A 17,465-nucleotide genomic window follows, 5' to 3' on the forward strand; every position below is an offset into this window, starting at 1 on the left:
ACGTGTCGTTACTAGCATCGGTCAAATCTTTTGTGGCACACCAGGTGGGTCATGGGGAGGGACCGACTGGCGAACAGGCCGCGGATCCGTCAGGTGCCGCCCAGGAAGCCCTCGCCCTGCCCAATACGCATTTCTGGTCAGCTGACTACGCCACCACCACGCGCATGGATCCGGCCTCGGGACTGCTCTCGGCCACCACCGCCGGCATGGGTCCGGTGCCTGACGACATGACCGTCTATGACATCTACGCTGATCGGGCCCGCCGCACCCCCGACCAGCCGGTCCTGCACTTTGTGGAAAACGGCAGCTGGACCTACCGGACCGGCCGGGAGATCCTGCATGACATCAGGACCACTGCCAAGGGCTTCATGCACTACGGGCTGAAGAAGGGCGATGCCGTGGCCTTCATGTGCAGGACCAGCTATGAGTGGGACATCGTGGATGCCGCGGTCCTGTCCATCGGCGGGGTCATCGCCACCATCTACGACACCGATTCGGCCGAACAGATCCGATTCATCGTCAACAACTCCGACGCCAGGCTGCTGGTGGTGCAGACCACCGAGATGCGCGCCAAGGCCGAGGGGGCCGATAAGGACTGCCCCACCCTGGAGCGGATCGCCTGCCTGGAGTCCGGGGCCCTGCAGGAGCTGCAGGCCTACGGGGAGTCGGTCAGCGACGCCGAACTCGACGAGCGGATCAACTCCATCCGCAAGACCGACCTCTGCTCCATCGTCTACACCTCCGGTTCCACAGCGGCGCCCAAGGGCGTGGAGATGACCCATGAGCATTACTGCCAGCTGGCCAGGAACCTGAACGCCTTCATCCCCAATCTGACCCATGACCCGGATGGATCCATCCTGCTCTTCCTGCCCCAGGCCCACACCTTCGCCCGGGCCATCAGCTACGGGGTCGTCTACGGGACCATGCAGGTGTACATCTCCTCCGGGCTGGCCACCCTGCTGTCCGACCTGCAGGAGTCCAAGCCCACGGTCATCATCGGCGTGCCCAGGGTCTTCGAGAAGGTCTACAACGCCGCATCCCAGAAGGCCGGGCATGGCATCAAGGGCAGGATCTTCAACGGGGCGGCCCGGGCGGCGCGCACCTACATGGAGGACATCTCCCGCAAGGGCTGGCCGACCAAGCGCAGCGCCCTGCGGCGAGCCATCTATGACCCGCTGGTCTACGCTTCCCTGCGCCAGGTCCTGGGCGGGCGGGCCAAGTGGATCGTCTCCGGAGGCGCTCCCCTGGATCCTGAACTGTTGGGGTTCTTCCGTGGCGCCAATGTTCCGGTCTATGAGGGCTACGGCCTGACCGAGACCACCGCACCCTGCGCCTTCAACCCCCTGGGCACCCCCTACCACCGGGGCTCAGTGGGCATCCCCTTCCCGGGATTCACCATCCGCATCGCCTCGGACGGCGAGGTGCAGATCAAGGGCGTCTGCGTATTCCACCGCTACCACAAGAATGAGGAGGCCACTCGTGCATCCTTCACCGAGGACGGCTGGTACGCCACAGGCGACCTGGGCCGGCTCTCCCGCGACGGGTTCCTCTTCCTGACCGGGCGCAAGAAGGATCTGATCATCACAGCTGGCGGCAAGAACGTCTCCCCCGGGCCCATCGAGGAGGTCATCGAGCGCTCCGAGATCGTCTCCCAGGCCCTGGTTCTGGGCGACAAGCGTCCCTTCATCTCGGCCCTGGTCACCCTGAACGAGTCCGCCCTGCGGCCCTGGCTGGCATCCAAGGGACTGGATCGCAACATGTCCCTGCAGGAGGCGGCCCAGAACGCCGTGGTCCGGGCAGAGGTCCAGGAGTATGTGGACCGGGCCAACGAAGGCGTCTCCCGGGCCGAGTCAGTGCGCAAGTTCATCATCCTGCCCGAGGAGTTCACCCAGGACAACGGGCTGATGACGCCATCCATGAAGGTGATCCGGCCCAAGGTCATCGAGCGCTACGCCGACCTTCTGAACACCCGGATGTACACAGCCAAGCGCACCCCGGCACCGCGCCGCTGAGCAGGATCAGAACCCCAGGCGCTCCAGCTGCTTGGGGTCGGTCTGCCAGTTGCGGGCCACCTTGACATGCAGATCCAGCCGGACCTTGCGACCCATGGTCCGGTTGACGGCGGTGCGCAGCTTCTTTTTCACCCGAACCAGGTGCTCGGCCCCCCGTCCAATGACGATGGGCTTCTGGGAGTCGCGCTCTACATAAATCCCTATATGGATGGTGTCGCGCCCGCCCTGAGAATCCGGATCGATGGACTCCACGCGGACGGCCAGGGAGTGGGGCAACTCGTCGTTGAGCTCCTCCAGGTAGGCTCCGCGGACCAGTTCGGCGATCATGTCTTCGGGACGTTCCTCGGTCAGCTGGTCGTCAGGGTAGAGCTGAGGGCCCTCGGGCATGGCATCCATCAACACCTGGGCCACCTCGTCCACGTTGTCAGCTTCCAAGGCGCTGACCGGAACAATCTGGGAGAAGTCGGCAAAGGCGCCTATCTCCAGGAGCTTGTCCACCAATTGCCCCCTGCTCAGCTGGTCAATCTTGGTCACCACGGCGATCAATGGCTTTCGCCAGATCCATTTGCCGTCCTTGTCCTTGCGGGCGAACTCGGACCGAAGCCGGCTCAAAATGCGGCGATCGCCGGGGCCGATGGCCTGGTCGGCAGGCAGCAGGAATGCAATGGCATCGACATCCGACAGGGAGGCTTCCACAACGTCGTTGAGCCGCTGGCCCAACAGGGTGCGCGGACGGTGGATGCCCGGTGTATCCACCAGGACCACCTGGGCCTCGGGACGGGTCATGATCCCCCGGATAGCCTTGCGGGTGGTCTCCGGCCGGGAGGAAGCTATGGCGATGGGTCGGCCAACCAGGGCGTTCATAAGGGTGGACTTGCCCACATTGGGTCGGCCCACTACTGCCACGAACCCCGATCGGTGGGCCGGCGCCTTGGCATCGCTCTGTTCTTCCTTGGTCATGAATTCTCCTGACTGTCCTGCTCGGGTTGATCCCCGTCGGCCTGTTCTTCTTCTTGTTCTGCACCGTCCTCCAGGGCGATGCTAGATCCGTTGGCTGGCTCGACCACGATGGTGGCGATCTTCTTGCGGCGGCCGACCGCCTCGCCTGCGGTCAGCCTGATTCCGCGTGTCACCGCCGATGCGCCCGAGACGGGCACTGAACCAAGCAGCTTGGTCAGCAGGCCATAGACTGTGTCCACATCGTCCTCGTCGATGGTGATCTCGTAGAGCTCCTCTAGGTCGGTGATGGGCGTGCGGACCGGCAGTTGCCAGGTGTGCGGGCCGATCTGCTTGGGCTCGTCGTGCTGGACCCGGTCGTGCTCGTCCTCCAGCTCGCCCACGATCTGCTCGATGGCATCCTCTATGGTGACCAGACCGGCGATGCCCCCGTACTCGTCCACGACCACGGCCAGGTGGTGGCGGGAGCGCTGCATGTAGTGGAAGAGGTCGTCCACCGGCTTGGATTCAGGTACCAGAACCGGCCGGCGAATGATGGAGGCGACTGATCTGTCGCCCTTGCGGTTGAAGGCCAGGGCGCGGACCACGTCCTTCAAGTAGACGATGCCGACCAGGTCATCCACGTCGTCCCCAATGGCGGGTATGCGGGAGAATCCCGACCGGGAGAAGAGCTTCAGGGCCGAATCCAGGCTGGCATCCTTGGAGATGCAGATCATGTCGGTGCGGGGAACCATGATCTCGCGCGTCAGCGTGGTCGACAGGGTCAACACGTTCTTCAGCATCTCGGAGATCTCGGGATCGAAGGCGCCGGCCTCCACCAGTTGGTCGACCATGGCTCGACCCTGCTCGATCTGGATCTTCTCCAGCTCCTCGTCGTCGGAAAGGTCGCCGCGATGGTTTTTGCGGGAGCGGGCTTCGGCCTGCCGCCGACGCTTGAAAGGCGTCAGAAGAACAGCCAGCCCGACCAGGCGAACATGCTTGAGCAGTGCCTCCATGGGCTGGCGGGAACGTCCATGAGGACCCAGGGTGACGGAGATGGCGGCCACCAGGACGGCCATGACCACTCCGCACAGCAGTTGCTCCCAGAGGGGCAGACCGCCAAGGGCAGCCATGCAGGCCACCAGGACACCGACCAGGATGTCGCAGATGATGCGTACGTAAGCGCAAGCGCTGCCCGTCACCTGACGCTGGGAGATCAGACTCTGGGCCCGATGAATGCGGTCGATCCGCTTCATCCTGGAGAACTGGCTGAGCTCCTGGTCGGTCTGCAGGCCCAAAATCAGATTGTTGAGACTGGATCGGGTCACCCTGTTGAGCGCCCCCTGGGCCTCGGCCAGAGCCAGGGAGAGCACGACCAGAGCGATGGCGGCCAGAGCCATGACCACCAAGGCAACTATGGCCCGGTCACTCATGGGATCTGCCTCTCCGGTGGGCACCACGGCCATACCGCTCATAGATCTCCAGAGCGTTGGTGGCCCCGGCCGGCAGCCCGGCCTCCGCAATGGGCCCCTGCCTCAGGGCCAGAAAGGTCAGCAGCAGCTGGCGTTGCAGACCGAACATCTGCTCCTCCTGCTCCCTGCTGGTGTGGTCGTAACCCAGCAGATGCAGGGTGCCGTGGATGGCCAGCAGCAGCATCTCCTCCATGGTGGAATGACCGGCTGCCAGGGCCTGCTGTGCCGCCACCCAAGGGCAGATGACGATGTCGCCCAGGATGCCCTCCTGCCGATGGTTCTCGTCGCCGGGGCGCAGCTCGTCCATGGGGAAGCTCATGACATCGGTTGGGCCGGCCAGGTTCATCCAGCGCTCGTGCAGCACCGCCATGGGCTCGGGGTCGTTGAAGATGATGGTCATGTCGGACTGGGTGCTCACCCGCATCTGGTCCAGCACCCATACTCCCAGGTCGGAGAAGGTCTTGGCATCGATCAGCCACTGGGTCTCGTTGGTCACTTCCACGCTCATGCCTGCTCCCGTCTCCGGCTGCGGGCTTGATCGGCACGGTCGTAGGCCCGGACAATCCGCCCGACCAGCCGATTGCGCACCACGTCGGCCGCCTGCAGGTGCACGAAGGCGATGTCGTCGATGCCGTGCAGCACCTGTTCGATGGTGGCCAGACCAGATGCAGGCCCGCCCAGATCCACCTGGGTGACGTCGCCGGTGATGACCATCTTGGTATTGAAGCCCAGGCGGGTCAGGAACATCTTCATCTGCCTGCCGGTGGTGTTCTGCGCCTCATCCAGAATGACGAAGGCATCATTCAGGGTGCGCCCGCGCATGTAGGCCAACGGGGCCACCTCAATGGTCTCATCGGCCAGAAGGCGGTGGAGCCGCGAGGTGCCCAGCATGTCGGCCAGGGCATCGTAGAGGGGCCGCAGGTATGGGTCCACCTTCTCATTGAGGGTGCCGGGCAGAAAGCCCAGGCTCTCCCCCGCCTCCACGGCAGGCCTGGTCAGAATGATGCGCCCAATGCGTCCGGCCCGGAATTCCTGAACAGCCTTGGCCACTGCCAGATAGGTCTTGCCGGTGCCTGCCGGTCCGATGCCGAAGGTGATGGTATGCGTTTCAATGGCGGCCACGTAGGCGGACTGGCCGGCGGTCTTGGGCCTGATCGGGCCCTTGGAGGCCTGGGTCAGGGGACGGCGACGAACTGCAGCAGGAGCTGCCTGACTCGACTGGTTGATGTCTTCGATGGCTTTGAACCTCTCCGGCTCTGCAAGAGCCGTCTCCTGATAATTGCGGTCTACCGAAGTATGGTCCGTCGTATTGCGATCCTGAGATTTGCGGCTTACAGAGGTTCGGTCTGCCGTATTGCTGTCCGTAGTTTTCTGCTCTGCTGGAGGTGAGTAATCAGCTGCAGCTGCATCGGCGGTCCCCAGACGGCGGTGGTCCAGTATTCGTCCCACCTGATCGGCATCCAGGGGAACTTGATCGGCGGTCTGCATGAGTTCGGTCAGCAGGTCACGGATCTGGGCCGCCTGCACATCTCCCTGTCGATCCCGGGCCCTCAGCATGATCCGGTTGCCCCGAACCAGGATGGAGACCGCTGGGAAGGCGCGCTCGATCCTGTCGATGACTGCATCCTCCGGCCCCAGCACCTGAACCGGGTCGATCCCCTCCGGAATCTCCAGGGTTCGCGTAGTTACCGCCACGGATTCCCTTCCTGCACGATGACGATGGTGGACATGGGCCTCACTCGGGCAGCACCTGTCCGGTCAGGACGTGGGCGTGGACATGGAAGACCGATTGGCCGGCATCCTCCCCCGTGTTGAAGATCAGTCGGTAGGCTCCGTGGAAATCCTGGTCGGCGATCTGCTGAGCCACCTGGACGATGTGGGCCAGAGTGTCAGGGTCGGCCTTGGCCAATTCGGCCACCGACGCGTAGTGATGCCGCGGGACGATCAGGACATGGACGGCTGCCTTGGGGTTGGCATCCTTGAAAGCGTAGACGGTCTCATCCTCATAGACCTTTTCGCTGGGAACCTCCCCTGCCACGATTCTGCAGAAAATGCAGTCCTCCTGCCGATCGTCATCGCTCATGACCACTCCTTATTCTTTGCCGACGTTGCTGTTTTTGGTATTTTCGCTGTTTTCCATCTTATTGTCGAGGTTGTATATTGCGCGCGACTTCATGCGCTGGGCTCAGGGGCTGCTGACTGCCAGCGGCCCATCATGTCCGCCAGCAGGGTCAGGGCTACAGATCCGGCCAGGGAAGCCCGGAGGATGTTGCCGCCCAGCCGGACCGGCAAAGCCCCCTCCCTCATCATGGCCTGAATCTCCTGATCGGCAATCCCGCCCTCGGGTCCCACAACCACGGCTACGGACGAACCGGCCGGCAGATTGTCTACACGTTTACGGACCGCATCCCATCCAAGGTCAGCATCCTGGTGCAGTATCAGGACCATACTTCCCTGATCGGTCGCCTTCCGGCACCAGGCGGCCAGACCATGGCTGTCCACCTTATTGAGCAGTCGAGGACGGTAGGCCCTCCGGCTCTGCTCGGTCGCGGCATCCAAGGCGGACTGCCAGTGCCGGTCGTTGCGGCCCGGCCGCCATTTGGCTATGGACCGGTCAGCCTGCCAGGGCATGACCTGATCGACTCCGATCTGGGTGGCCATGTCGATGGCCTGCTCGTCCCTGCCGCCCTTGGCCAGGGCCTGGACCAGAATCAGTTCCTGCTCGGGTGGTGCCTGCCGCCCTACTGCGGTGACCTCCACCAGGCCGGTCGAAGCATCCCTGACCAGAGCGCTGATATGTAGTCCGTCTCCGTCGGAAAGATCCAGTTGGTCCCCGTTCTTTAGCCTCATAGAGCCCAGGGCATGGCGACGGATGCGCTCGGGCAGAGTCAGGCGCCAGCCGGTATGGAGCTCATCGCTGGCCAGTGGGGAATCATCGTGGTCGGGATCCAGCAGGAAGAGGGGTGCAGTCATGGTGTTAGGCTACAGCCCGCCGCCGAAAAGCGCTCTTCCGTGACGACACGCTCCCCCAATCGCCCAGTGCGCAATATCGTCTGAGATGCTATGATTATCTCCGTTGCGATTACGCACCTGTCCGGGTGGCGGAATGGTAGACGCGCTAGCTTGAGGTGCTAGTGCCTATATATATACAGGCGTACGGGTTCAACTCCCGTTCCGGACACTCGATTCCTTATCAATGGGGACTACAGGGATCTCCATCCTGCTCACATACTCATCGAAGTCATTGGACTCGTATTCGCCAATCAGACAGAATTCCAGAGGATCTCCGTCCACCCGGTAGCCCATGGTCTTCAGATCTTCGAGCATCTTGGCATGGATTTGTCTGCACCGGGTGAAACTGCCCGCGAAGGTGCAAGAGGCATAGGTGCCTGCTGGAAGATCGTAGCCACCACGGAACCCTGGATCGGGACAGTAGAGCAGGATGGCCTTGGGCTGGAACCAGCCCTTAAGCGGATGCGAGGCATCCACCTGATAGCAGGTCAGCGTATTGAGAATCTGCAGCGCCTCATGGTGCAATGCCGTGTAGTGGGCGAATGCAAAGGGAATCCGGTCATAGCCGATCATGTGGTCCGCCACCAGAGCGCAGTGACGCAGGGGACGGTGGACGATTACGGTCCGTGCCGGGGATATGGAGGTCATGGCCTGCGTATACTTCTGCAGGCTGCTCAACAGTCCCCGCTTGATGGAGGCCAAATATCGCATCTGGCTGTCCACATGTTCCACTTCCTCGTCAATTAAGGACAGGGTGGCGTCGAAGGTGCGATTCTCCAAGTAATGACCGATGCGGTCCAGGCTGAAATCCAGCTTCCGAAGGGCCTGAATGACGTTGAGCCGAGCGAAATCCTCCGGCCCATAGAGTCGATAACCGTTGACCGGATTGCGCCGGGGCACCACCAGGCCGATCCGCTCATAGTAATACAGGGTCTCTGTGGTGATGTCATACAAGCGTGCCGTCTGACGGATGGTGTAGCCCTCCTCTATCAGGCTTGCTGTTTCGTCATCCTTGACTTCCATAACTACCTCCTGCAAGGGTCTGGTCCGACCCTAAGGTTTTTCATGCCCCTCTCACCTGGACCTTTTATGGACGTGATCCATCATATCAGCCTAGAAACCTTGCTCTGCCAAGGTTTTGCCCCCTGTCTGCATCTTCAGATTCAAACTTCCGCAATGACCGTTTGCTCGATTTGACCCTCGTCTCACACCAGGCCATAGGGTGAAATTCATACAAGGTCGACGGGGACACAACCGCCGACCGAGCACTACCTCGCGGAAAGGAAAATCATGCCAACCGTCACTACAGAATTTGGCACCTACCATGGCATCACCACCTCTCAGGGGACCGTCGCCTACTTGGGCATCCCCTACGCCAAGCCTCCCGTCGGCGCACGCCGCTGGAAGGCCCCGGAACATCTTGATCCTGAGCACCGGGACTACGACTGCACTCACTTTGGTGACTCCGCCCTGCAGAAGTACGATCCCGTCATGTATGCCTCTCGCCGTCAGCAGAGCGAGAACTGCCTGAGCCTGAACGTCTGGGTCGGTCATGAGGGCGCCCAAAAGCTGCCCGTCATGGTTTTCATTCACGGCGGCGCTTACGTGGAGGGTGGTTCGTCCGACCCCATGTATGACGGAAGCAACTTCACCAAGCGCAACGATGTTGTCTATGTCACCATCAACTACCGGGTCAACCTCTTCGGGTACATGAACCTGGCGGGGCTGCCCGGAGGCGACGAATACCGGCAGTCAGGCTATCTAGGGCTCATGGACCAGGTGGCTGCCCTGCAGTGGGTCCAGGAGAACATCGCTGCCTTCGGCGGAGATCCTGACCGGGTCACCCTCTTTGGCGAATCCTGCGGTTCGGGCTCCACCATGCTGCTGACCGTCGCACCAGCCGCCAAGGGACTCTTCCAAAGGGCCATTGGCGAATCCGGCCCCATCCAGCTCTACAACACCCCGGAATCCACGGCTCCCTATGCCCAGGAATTCATGGAGATGATGGGCTGCAAGACTGCCCAGGAGCTGGCGGCCCTGCCCGTCGGCGACATCATGATGAAGTTCACCGGAGATTTCTTCGCCAAGCATATCCATGAGATCTCGTTGATCTTCGCTCCTACCACCGACGGCGACTACCTTCCGGCCAAGCCTCTCCAGGCATTCAAGGACGGTACCGCAAAGGACGTGGAGATCATGCTGGGCTGCAACGCCGACGAGTTCGCTTACTGGAAGCTCTACTTCAAGGACTTCGCCAACGAAATGCCCGACTTCTGGCACCATCAGGCCATTTTCCACTTTGACGGCAAGCTGGACTCCGAGCGCTACGAGAAGCTTTGGGAGCAGGCTCACCCCGGAGAAGACCCCGCCGAGCGCTATCTGGAGTACACCAACCAGATCGGCTTCAGGGTTGGCACCAACCTCATGTGCGAGTACCAGTCCAAGTACAACACCGTCTACCAGTATTTGTTCACCTACGCCTCCAAGATCCCCGGCATGGGCTCCTGCCATGCCATTGAGCTGCCCTTCGTGCTGCATAACACCCAGCGGCCTGACCTGCCCAAGACCTTGACCGGCGAGGTGCCGCCCATGCACCTGTCTGATGAGATGAACGACGCCTGGTGCTCCTTCGCAACCACCGGCCGTCCTGTCAGCGGCGCCGGGGATGCCTGGGAGTCCTACAGCGTCGACCATCCAGACACCATGGTCATCGACGAGAACGGCTGGAACCTGCGCCGCGACGTCAACAAGGAGAACATCGACCTGCTTCGGCCGGCATTCGAGGAGTGCCTGCTGGACGGAGACCGTCACTAGGCCGCCTGTTCCACGTAAATCGTGGAGGGAGAGAACATGAACACTCGAAAATCATCCAATTACCGCTGGGTCATCGCGGCCGTGGTCTGCCTGATCGGCATTCTGTCCAACTACATGCAGTACCAGATATCCGCCCTTGCGGTCTACCTGATGCCCATGCTGCACATCGACCAGGCCGGATTCTCGACCCTGCTGCTCATGCCCATGCTGACCGCAGTATTCCTCAGCATCCCCATGGGCACCATCGGTGACCGTGTCGGCCCCAAGAAGGTAGTGCTGACCGGTCTGGCCATCGCCGTGGTCGGCGCCTACATCAGGACCTTCGGCCTCAACTTCCCCTTGCAGATGCTCTCGATGTTCCTGTTGGGGGCTGGCATCGCTGCCCTGAACGCCAACCTGGTCAAGATCTTCAGCGTCTGGTTCGGCGATCAGACGCAGATCGCCATGGGATTCTTCTACGGCTCGGCCGGCATCGGGGTCATCCTGGCCCAGATGGTTGCTCCCCGGTTCTCGGTGCGCACCTCCTATCTGAGCGCAGCCATCATCCTGACCGTGGCAAGCCTGCTCTGGGTCTTCCTGATTCGTGACGCTCCTGAAGGAGTGCAGCTGCCGCCAGCCACCGATTCTCCGCTCAAGTACTTCAATGTCGCGGCAAGGAGCCGCAATGTCTGGCTGATCGCCCTCTGCTACGGCTGCTCCATGGCCGCGTCCACCGCCTTCGCTGGATTCATTCCCCAGACGCTGATCAACAACAACGGCTTCAACAAGACCTCAGCCGGTCTGGTTGCCTCTGCAGCTGCCCTGGGATCCATCGCAGGATCCATCATCGGACCCATGATCAGCTCTCGTCTGGGCAAGTGGAAGGGCTACCTCTTCGCCACCATTCTGGTGGGTACTGCACTCATGGTCTACTTCTGGGCAGTGGTGCTTATGCTGAAGAAGGCCCCGGTCGTGGGTCTGCTCTGCTGCATCATGTTTGTTTCGGGCGCCTTCGGTGCCATAAACGGCCCCATCGTCCAGGCTATGCCCTTCGCCCTGCCTGAGATCCGCGGCAAGTATGCCGGAAGCGCCGGCGGTCTGGTCAGCACTGTTGGCCTTCTCTGCGCCTTCCTGCTGCCCATCATCATCTCCTCGGTCAGCAAGGGCAACTACGTGCTCAACCTGGGACTGGAAAGCATGATCTTCCTGCTCTCCGATGTCTTCGTTCTGCTCCTGCCCGAGCTCGGCCCTCAAGGCGAGATCGCCAAGCGCATCGCTGCCTCCGACCGTCAGGCTGCAGAAGAGAAGAAGTGATAGCTCAGCAGAGCTGAAACTCCGACTGCCTTAGGCGGCGCGACCGTATGTTTTCGGTTGCGCCGCCTATGCTGTTGTCAGAACGAGAAGGAGGAGCGGCAGGCGTGCTCAGGGTGAACATCGACTCCATAGAGGATGACAGAATCGAGGCCTACACCAGGCTGACCGAGCCTCAGCTGCGCAATCGTCTGGAGCCAGCCAAGGGCCTGTTCATCGCCGAGTCCCCCAAGGTCATCGCCCGCGCCCTGGATGCCGGGGTCGAGCCCATCTCCTTCCTGGTGGAAGAGCCCTGGCTGGAGGGGATGCGCCCCATGTTCGACCAGGTGGACGCAGCCTTCGGGCCCAACATTCCCGTCTACGTAGCCAGCCCCGCACAGCTCAAGGCCATCACCGGCTACCGGCTGCATCGGGGCGCGCTTGCCGCCATGAGACGCTGGCCCCTGCCAACCGTGGAGCAGATCTGCCGCTCGGCAAAGCGGGTGGCCGTCATGGAAAACATTGTAGACCACACCAACATCGGCGCCATGATGCGTTCGGCGGCAGCCCTGCAGGTGGATGCGGTCCTGGTCACTCCCTCATGCTCCGACCCTCTTTACCGCAGGGCCGCACGAGTCTCCATGGGCACGGTCTTTCAGGTTCCCTGGACCAGGATTGGCGGCGACGACATCCACGCCTGGCCCGACCAGGGCATGAGCCAGCTGCATGATCTGGGCTTCACCACGGCGGCCATGGCCCTGAACCGGGATGCCATCAGCCTGGATGAGCTGGCGGAACGGCTAAGGCCAGGTCCGGACCGGATCGATCGCCTGGCCCTCATATTCGGTACCGAAGGCGACGGGCTGAGCCACAGAACCATCGCCCGGGCGGACCTGACTGTGCGCATCCCCATGAGCCACGACGTGGACAGCCTGAATGTTGCTGCCTCAAGTGCCGTGGCCTTCTACGCGACCAGACCCGAACAGGCTGGCTGAGCCTTGCCAGCTGCACAAACAGGCAAACCTTGGCATCAGGCATCTTCGAGTGTCAGTCGGGAAGCCACGGAAGGCCAGACGAACCTGACGCAATCAGCGCTCTTGGGAGACGGCCTGCGAATCCTCATGAATGTAGTCGTCAGGATCGATGGTTCCCCGCCAGCGGCCGATGGCCTTGAGGCCGTGGTACATGACCAGCGTTGCCACAGAGCCGATAGCGATGCCGTTGAAGCTGACCCCGGCCACAGCAAAAGTGAAGTCCGCGATGCCCACGATCATGACGACGGCGCCCACGGTCATGTTGACGGACTTGCCGAAGTCCACCTTGTTTTCCACCCAGATGCGGATGCCCAGCATGCCGATCATGCCGTAGAGCATGGTGGTGACCCCGCCCAGAACGCCAGTGGGAATGGTGTTGATGATGGCCCCGAACTTGGGGCAGAGGGAGAGCAGGAAGGCGAAGATTGCGGCGCACCAGTAGGCGGCCGTGGAGTAGACCTTGGTGGCGGCCATGACGCCGATGTTCTCCGCGTATGTGGTGGTGCCCGAGCCACCGCCCAGCCCGGCCAGCGTGGTGCCCAGACCGTCGGCCATCAGGGCGGTGCCGATCTGGTCGTCATAATCGCGGCCGGTCATCAGGGCCACTGACTTGACATGACCGATGTTCTCGGCCACCAGGACAAGCACCACGGGGATGAACATAGCCAGGACTGATGGGTCGGCCTGAGGAGTGTGGAAGTGAGGCAGACCGAACCAGGCGGCCTTCTCCACAGCCGCGAAGTCGACCTGGCCCTGGGTGACCGCGAAGATGTAGCCGACGATGACTCCCAAAAGGATGTTGAGCCGGCCGATCAGGCCCTTGAAGAGGACGGCTATCAGCATGACGGCCACCAGGGTGACCAGGGCGGTCAGCGGGGCTGATTTGAAGTTCTTCCAGGCTGAGGGCGCCAGATTGAAGCCGATGATGGCCACGATGGCGCCGTTCACCACCGGGGGCATGATCAGATCGATCCATCGCGAGCCGGCGAAGTGCACGATCAGGCCGATCAGGAAGAGCAGGGCGCCGGTGACCATGATACCGAAAGAGGCTACAGCCAGACCCTTGTGGGCGGTGGTCACTGCCAGGACGGGAGCGATGAAGCCGAAGGAGCTGCCCAGGTAGGAAGGCAGCCGGTTGCGGTTGATCAGCAGGAAGAGGGCCGTGGACATGGCCGTGAAGAAGAGGGTGGTAGAGGGGTCAAATCCGGTCAGAATGGGAACCAGGAAGGTGGAGCCGAACATGGCGATGACATGCTGGGCGCCGATGCCAGCTGTTCGTGGCCATGTGAGTCGCTCATCGGGTTCCACCACTTCGCCCGGAGCCAATGTTTTCCCGTCGCCATGCAGTTTCCAGCCCATGGACAATGCCATTTCACTGTGCTTTCTCTCATGCGCCGTGCCGGTCACGGCGGACCGGAAACATCAGTATATTCGCATGGGAGGACCCGGGTCGGTCTACCGGGCGGACACCCTCACTGATAGGTGGGCATGTTCTCGAAGTTGAAGCCGATGGCGGCCAGCTGCTCACGACCCTCAGGAGTGATCATGTCCAGGGTCCAACGCGGCGACCAGGTCCAGTCGATGCGGAACTCCTCGACCAGGCCCGCCAAGACGCTGGCGCATTGGTCCTCGATCAGATCGGTCAGCGGGCAGGCCGGCGTGGTCAGGGTCATGGTGATGATGGCCCGTCCCAGTTCGTCGATTTCGATGCCATAGACCAATCCCAGATCGACCACGTCAATGCCCAGCTCGGGATCGATGACCTGGTGCAGGGCCTCCCTGACATCCTCAGCAGTGGCCCGGCCGATGTCGTCGACGGCCTTGAGAGGGATGGCCTCCTCAGCGGCGGCCTCAGCATCAGCGGCATTCTGATCCGCAGTCTTCCCACCATTGGCGGCCGACGCACTGGCCGGGGTTTGGGCACTCGAGCCTTGGTCCGCTGACGGGCCTTCAGGGGAGCCTTCAGAGTTAGCTGAGTTGGCACGCTGATCGTCAGACTTGGCCGAATCGGACTTCTTGTCCGCCTGGCCGTCGACCTGACGCATGGAACCGCCTGCGGCCGACTTCAGCACCGTTTCCGCGCCCAGGGGATTGCTGGCCAGGGCCTGTGCCGTGCCGGGATCGCTGATGGCCCTGCCCACCGAGGCCAGGATGGAGTCCTGGGGCTCGGGTACCAGATTCGTATTGCCGCTCATGCCTGCTCCTCCTTCTCACCTTTGTCGCCCTCTCGCCCAGCTGACAGGGCCTGGGCCACCGAGGCCTTCATGCCCTCCCAGCCCAGCAGGGCGCACTTGATTCGCATAGGATACTTGGACACGCCCTGGAAGACCATGGCATCACCGAGAGCGTCCTGCTTCCTCTCGTCCTCGATTCCGGCTCCCCGCGATTCCATAAGCTGGCGGAAGTCTGCAGCCAGATCCATGGCATGGTCAACGGTCTGTCCCTGGACCAGATCCACCATGATGGACAGGCTGGCTTGGCTGATTGAACAACCCGAACCCTGCCAGACGATCCGCTGGATGAGGTCGGGACCGCCCTGCTCGCCGGGCGCCACCTCCACATGAATGGTGGCCTGATCCCCGCAGGTGGGATTGAACTGGTGGGACTCGGCAGCCAGGCAGGCCTCGTGCTCCACCCTGATGGTCACGCCGTCGCCATCAGGGTCTTCTCCCCCATCAGCCTGATCCCCTACACGCCCGTGAGGATCCCGGGCTGCGTCCAGGATCACCTCCTGGTACATCTGCTCCAGTTCTTCGTCATCCATCCCGAAATCCGCCATGTCCTCAAACCTACCAGTATGTCTTTGCCAAATCCGTCTATGCGCTGCCGGTGAAGACCCTCAGGCCACCCGGAAGAACCTGCGGACCCCGGCGACGGCATCCAGCAGGGCATCCGTGTCGGCCACGGTGTTGTACACGCCGGTCGAAGCCCGGTTGGAGGCCATCAGGCCAAAGTGCCGATGGACCGGCTGAGCGCAGTGGTGTCCTACGCGGATGGCAATGCCGCGCGAATCCACATACTGGCCTACGTCATGGGGATGGACCCCTTGAACGTCGAAGGCGACCGTGCCTATCCGGTCCTCGGGAGTGGTCGGCCCCAGGATGCGTACCCCGTCCAACTCCCCCAGCCTCAGCAGACCTGCAGTGATGGCCTTCTCGTGTTCGGCCACGTTCTCCATGCCCAGATCCATCAGCCAATCGGCAGCTACGCCAGCGCCGATCATCTGGGCCACCGGCTGGGTGCCGGCCTCGAACCGGGCCGGAGGATCCATATAGCTGGCTGGGCGGTCCAGATAGGCCAGCTCCACCATGGATCCGCCGAATGAAGCCGGGGGCAGGGCTTCCAGCAACTCACGGCGGCCGTAGAGGAAGCCCACACCGGTGGGGCCATACATCTTGTGAGCACTCCAGGCAGCGAAGTCCACATCCATGGCATGCAGATCCACAGGCAGGTGAGGCACCGATTGGCAAACGTCCAGCACCACCAAGGCACCCACCTGGTGGGCACGACGGACGATGGGCTTGATATCAGTGACGGCGCCGGTCACATTGCTGACGTGGGTGACGGCGACCACCTTGGTTCGCTCGGTGATGACCTGGTCGGCTGTATCGGCCAGAACACGGCCATCCGGGGCCAGATCGAAATGCTTAAGGACGGCTCCGCTCCGGTAGCAGAGCTCCTGGAAGGGCAGGAGGACCGAGTGGTGCTCGGCCTTGCTGACCACGACTTCATCCCCCGGCTTCAGGGCGAATCGACGTGCCGCCTTGCCTCCACGGCCCAGGCTGGCGTTGCCGAAAGCGGTGGCCAGCAGGTTCAGAGCCGCTGTGGCCCCGGCGGTGACGACAATCTCCTCGCCGCCCTCCTGGCCTTCTGCGCCTACCAGGGCGGCCACGCGGGAGCGGGCATGCTCGAAGGCCATGGTGCTGCGGGCGGCCAATTCGTGCGCGCCCCGATGCACCCCGGCGTTGTCCTTCAGGTAGAAGTCCCGAACGGCATCGATGACCGCCAGGGGCTTCTGAGCCGTTGCGGCCGAATCCAGATAGACCAAGGGGTGGCCATGCACCTGCTGGTCCAGAATCGGAAACTGCTGCCGAATGCTGTCATCGATGACCATTGCGGACCTCTTCTCTTATCCTCAGGCCAGGGCTGATTCCGAGTCGGCGCCCTCGGGCAGATACTGGTCGTACCCGGTCTCCTCCAGGGTGTCGGCCAGCTCGGGGCCGCCGGTCTTCACAAAGCGGCCGTCGGCGAAGACGTGGACGATGTCGGGCTTGATGTACTTGAGGATTCGGGTGTAGTGGGTGACCATGAGCACGCCCATGCCGGTGTTCTCCTTGGCCCTGTTGATCCCCTCGGAGACGATGCGCAGGGCGTCCACGTCCAGCCCGGAGTCGGTTTCGTCCAGGACGGCGAATTTGGGCTTGAGCAGCTCCAGCTGCAGAACCTCGGCCCGCTTCTTCTCGCCGCCCGAGAAGCCCTCGTTGACGGAGCGCCGGGCGAACTTGGGATCCATGCGCAGCCGCTTCATGGCATCATTCAGGTCCTTGGTCCACTGGCGGATGGCCGGGGCCTTGCCGTCGACTTCGGTCTTGGCCGTACGCAGGAAGTTGGTCATGGACACGCCCGGCACCTCGACCGGGTACTGCATGGCCAGGAAGAGCCCGGCCTTGGCCCGCTCGTCCGGGGTCATCTTGAGCAGATCCTTCCCATCCAGCAGGGCCTGGCCGGAATCCACCTCATACTTGGGATGGCCGGCCAAAGTATAGGCCAGGGTGGACTTGCCAGACCCGTTGGGCCCCATGATGGCGTGGGTCTCGCCGGAGTTGACGGTCAGCGTGGCCCCCTTGAGGATCTGCTTGCGACCCTCCTTGGTCTCCACTGAGACGTGCAGATCCTTGATTTCCAATGTGGACATG

At 62.4% G+C, this 17,465-nt stretch carries 16 protein-coding genes and 1 tRNA gene; 5 read left to right on the plus strand and 12 right to left on the minus strand.

Features of this window, described 5'->3' with window-relative positions; translation table 11 throughout:
• Nucleotides 1-2 precede the first annotated feature (2 nt).
• Entirely contained in the window at nt 3-2,012 is a 2,010-nt protein-coding gene (locus tag QRX40_RS04455; RefSeq protein ID WP_396184304.1) for an AMP-dependent synthetase/ligase, read from the plus strand.
• A gap of 6 nt (nt 2,013-2,018) precedes the next feature.
• Here QRX40_RS04455 and era read toward each other — a convergent pair whose 3' ends face one another.
• From era to QRX40_RS04485, 6 genes are all read right to left on the minus strand, one after another.
• On the minus strand, nt 2,019-2,972 hold the full coding sequence (gene era, locus QRX40_RS04460; RefSeq protein ID WP_313836570.1) for a GTPase Era: 954 nt from the start codon (nt 2,970-2,972) through the stop codon (nt 2,019-2,021).
• The gene (locus QRX40_RS04465) at nt 2,969-4,381 is read right to left on the minus strand and encodes a hemolysin family protein (protein ID WP_313836740.1); all 1,413 of its coding nucleotides are present in this window, start codon (nt 4,379-4,381) and stop codon (nt 2,969-2,971) included. Before QRX40_RS04465 ends, era begins: the two co-directional genes overlap by 4 nt.
• On the minus strand, nt 4,374-4,928 hold the full coding sequence (ybeY, locus tag QRX40_RS04470) for an rRNA maturation RNase YbeY (protein WP_101432424.1): 555 nt from the start codon (nt 4,926-4,928) through the stop codon (nt 4,374-4,376). Before ybeY ends, QRX40_RS04465 begins: the two co-directional genes overlap by 8 nt.
• Nucleotides 4,925-6,115, minus strand: coding sequence for a PhoH family protein (locus QRX40_RS04475; RefSeq protein ID WP_313836573.1), 1,191 nt, complete (start codon nt 6,113-6,115; stop codon nt 4,925-4,927). Before QRX40_RS04475 ends, ybeY begins: the two co-directional genes overlap by 4 nt.
• 40 nt (nt 6,116-6,155) lie before the next feature.
• Entirely contained in the window at nt 6,156-6,503 is a 348-nt protein-coding gene (locus QRX40_RS04480; protein WP_024627960.1) for a histidine triad nucleotide-binding protein, read from the minus strand.
• Nucleotides 6,504-6,592: 89 nt separating this feature from the next.
• Nucleotides 6,593-7,393: a 16S rRNA (uracil(1498)-N(3))-methyltransferase gene (locus tag QRX40_RS04485; protein WP_313836577.1), complete on the minus strand. Its 801-nt coding sequence runs from the start codon at nt 7,391-7,393 to the stop codon at nt 6,593-6,595.
• 119 nt (nt 7,394-7,512) lie between these two features.
• Here QRX40_RS04485 and QRX40_RS04490 point away from each other — a divergent pair.
• A tRNA-Leu gene (locus tag QRX40_RS04490) sits at nt 7,513-7,601 on the plus strand.
• Here the strand turns inward: QRX40_RS04490 and QRX40_RS04495 are convergent.
• Nucleotides 7,583-8,455, minus strand: a complete 873-nt coding sequence (locus QRX40_RS04495) for a MerR family transcriptional regulator (protein ID WP_313836579.1) — start codon at nt 8,453-8,455, stop codon at nt 7,583-7,585. The genes QRX40_RS04490 and QRX40_RS04495 overlap by 19 nt on opposite strands.
• 267 nt (nt 8,456-8,722) lie before the next feature.
• Here QRX40_RS04495 and QRX40_RS04500 point away from each other — a divergent pair, with 267 nt between their 5' ends.
• From QRX40_RS04500 to QRX40_RS04510, 3 genes are all read left to right on the plus strand, one after another.
• Entirely contained in the window at nt 8,723-10,246 is a 1,524-nt protein-coding gene (locus QRX40_RS04500; protein WP_313836580.1) for a carboxylesterase family protein, read from the plus strand.
• Nucleotides 10,247-10,282: 36 nt separating this feature from the next.
• Nucleotides 10,283-11,539 carry a nitrate/nitrite transporter gene (locus QRX40_RS04505; RefSeq protein WP_306220903.1) on the plus strand — a complete coding sequence of 419 codons (1,257 nt, stop codon included), beginning with the start codon at nt 10,283-10,285 and terminating at the stop codon, nt 11,537-11,539.
• A gap of 104 nt (nt 11,540-11,643) precedes the next feature.
• A complete protein-coding gene (locus tag QRX40_RS04510; RefSeq protein ID WP_313836583.1) occupies nt 11,644-12,510 on the plus strand; it encodes an RNA methyltransferase in 867 nt (288 codons plus the stop codon).
• 93 nt (nt 12,511-12,603) lie between these two features.
• On the opposite strand, the gene QRX40_RS04515 is transcribed toward QRX40_RS04510, so the two are convergent.
• The 5 genes from QRX40_RS04515 to sufC form a co-directional block, all read right to left on the minus strand.
• Nucleotides 12,604-13,920 (minus strand): uracil-xanthine permease family protein, encoded by a 1,317-nt coding sequence (locus QRX40_RS04515; RefSeq protein ID WP_045924501.1) that lies wholly within the window; start codon nt 13,918-13,920, stop codon nt 12,604-12,606.
• Between the two features lie 101 nt (nt 13,921-14,021).
• Nucleotides 14,022-14,744 carry a metal-sulfur cluster assembly factor gene (locus tag QRX40_RS04520; RefSeq protein WP_045924502.1) on the minus strand — a complete coding sequence of 241 codons (723 nt, stop codon included), beginning with the start codon at nt 14,742-14,744 and terminating at the stop codon, nt 14,022-14,024.
• Nucleotides 14,741-15,328: a Fe-S cluster assembly sulfur transfer protein SufU gene (gene sufU / locus QRX40_RS04525; RefSeq protein WP_198200508.1), complete on the minus strand. Its 588-nt coding sequence runs from the start codon at nt 15,326-15,328 to the stop codon at nt 14,741-14,743. The genes QRX40_RS04520 and sufU overlap by 4 nt, the downstream gene beginning before the upstream one ends.
• Nucleotides 15,329-15,388: 60 nt before the next feature.
• The gene (locus tag QRX40_RS04530; protein ID WP_313836588.1) at nt 15,389-16,663 is read right to left on the minus strand and encodes a SufS family cysteine desulfurase; all 1,275 of its coding nucleotides are present in this window, start codon (nt 16,661-16,663) and stop codon (nt 15,389-15,391) included.
• A 21-nt stretch (nt 16,664-16,684) separates the two neighbouring features.
• Nucleotides 16,685-17,464, minus strand: coding sequence for a Fe-S cluster assembly ATPase SufC (sufC, locus tag QRX40_RS04535; RefSeq protein ID WP_313836590.1), 780 nt, complete (start codon nt 17,462-17,464; stop codon nt 16,685-16,687).
• Nucleotide 17,465: the final 1 nt, after the last annotated feature.

Origin of the sequence: Bifidobacterium sp. H6bp9 (assembly GCF_032193695.1) — a bacterium.
GTDB lineage: Bacteria > Actinomycetota > Actinomycetes > Actinomycetales > Bifidobacteriaceae > Bombiscardovia > Bombiscardovia kimbladii.

What these genes read in the sequence shown, in the direction of transcription:
- era (WP_313836570.1), bottom strand. Translation starts at nt 2,972, where the DNA reads ATGACCAAGGAAGAACAGAGCGATGCCAAGGCGCCGGCCCACCGATCG.
- QRX40_RS04465 (WP_313836740.1), bottom strand. Translation starts at nt 4,381, where the DNA reads ATGAGTGACCGGGCCATAGTTGCCTTGGTGGTCATGGCTCTGGCCGCC.
- ybeY (WP_101432424.1), bottom strand. Translation starts at nt 4,928, where the DNA reads ATGAGCGTGGAAGTGACCAACGAGACCCAGTGGCTGATCGATGCCAAG.
- QRX40_RS04480 (WP_024627960.1), bottom strand. Translation starts at nt 6,503, where the DNA reads ATGAGCGATGACGATCGGCAGGAGGACTGCATTTTCTGCAGAATCGTG.
- QRX40_RS04485 (WP_313836577.1), bottom strand. Translation starts at nt 7,393, where the DNA reads ATGACTGCACCCCTCTTCCTGCTGGATCCCGACCACGATGATTCCCCA.
- QRX40_RS04495 (WP_313836579.1), bottom strand. Translation starts at nt 8,455, where the DNA reads ATGGAAGTCAAGGATGACGAAACAGCAAGCCTGATAGAGGAGGGCTAC.
- QRX40_RS04500 (WP_313836580.1), top strand. Translation starts at nt 8,723, where the DNA reads ATGCCAACCGTCACTACAGAATTTGGCACCTACCATGGCATCACCACC.
- QRX40_RS04505 (WP_306220903.1), top strand. Translation starts at nt 10,283, where the DNA reads ATGAACACTCGAAAATCATCCAATTACCGCTGGGTCATCGCGGCCGTG.
- QRX40_RS04515 (WP_045924501.1), bottom strand. Translation starts at nt 13,920, where the DNA reads ATGGCATTGTCCATGGGCTGGAAACTGCATGGCGACGGGAAAACATTG.
- QRX40_RS04520 (WP_045924502.1), bottom strand. Translation starts at nt 14,744, where the DNA reads ATGAGCGGCAATACGAATCTGGTACCCGAGCCCCAGGACTCCATCCTG.
- sufU (WP_198200508.1), bottom strand. Translation starts at nt 15,328, where the DNA reads ATGGCGGATTTCGGGATGGATGACGAAGAACTGGAGCAGATGTACCAG.
- QRX40_RS04530 (WP_313836588.1), bottom strand. Translation starts at nt 16,663, where the DNA reads ATGGTCATCGATGACAGCATTCGGCAGCAGTTTCCGATTCTGGACCAG.
- sufC (WP_313836590.1), bottom strand. Translation starts at nt 17,464, where the DNA reads ATGTCCACATTGGAAATCAAGGATCTGCACGTCTCAGTGGAGACCAAG.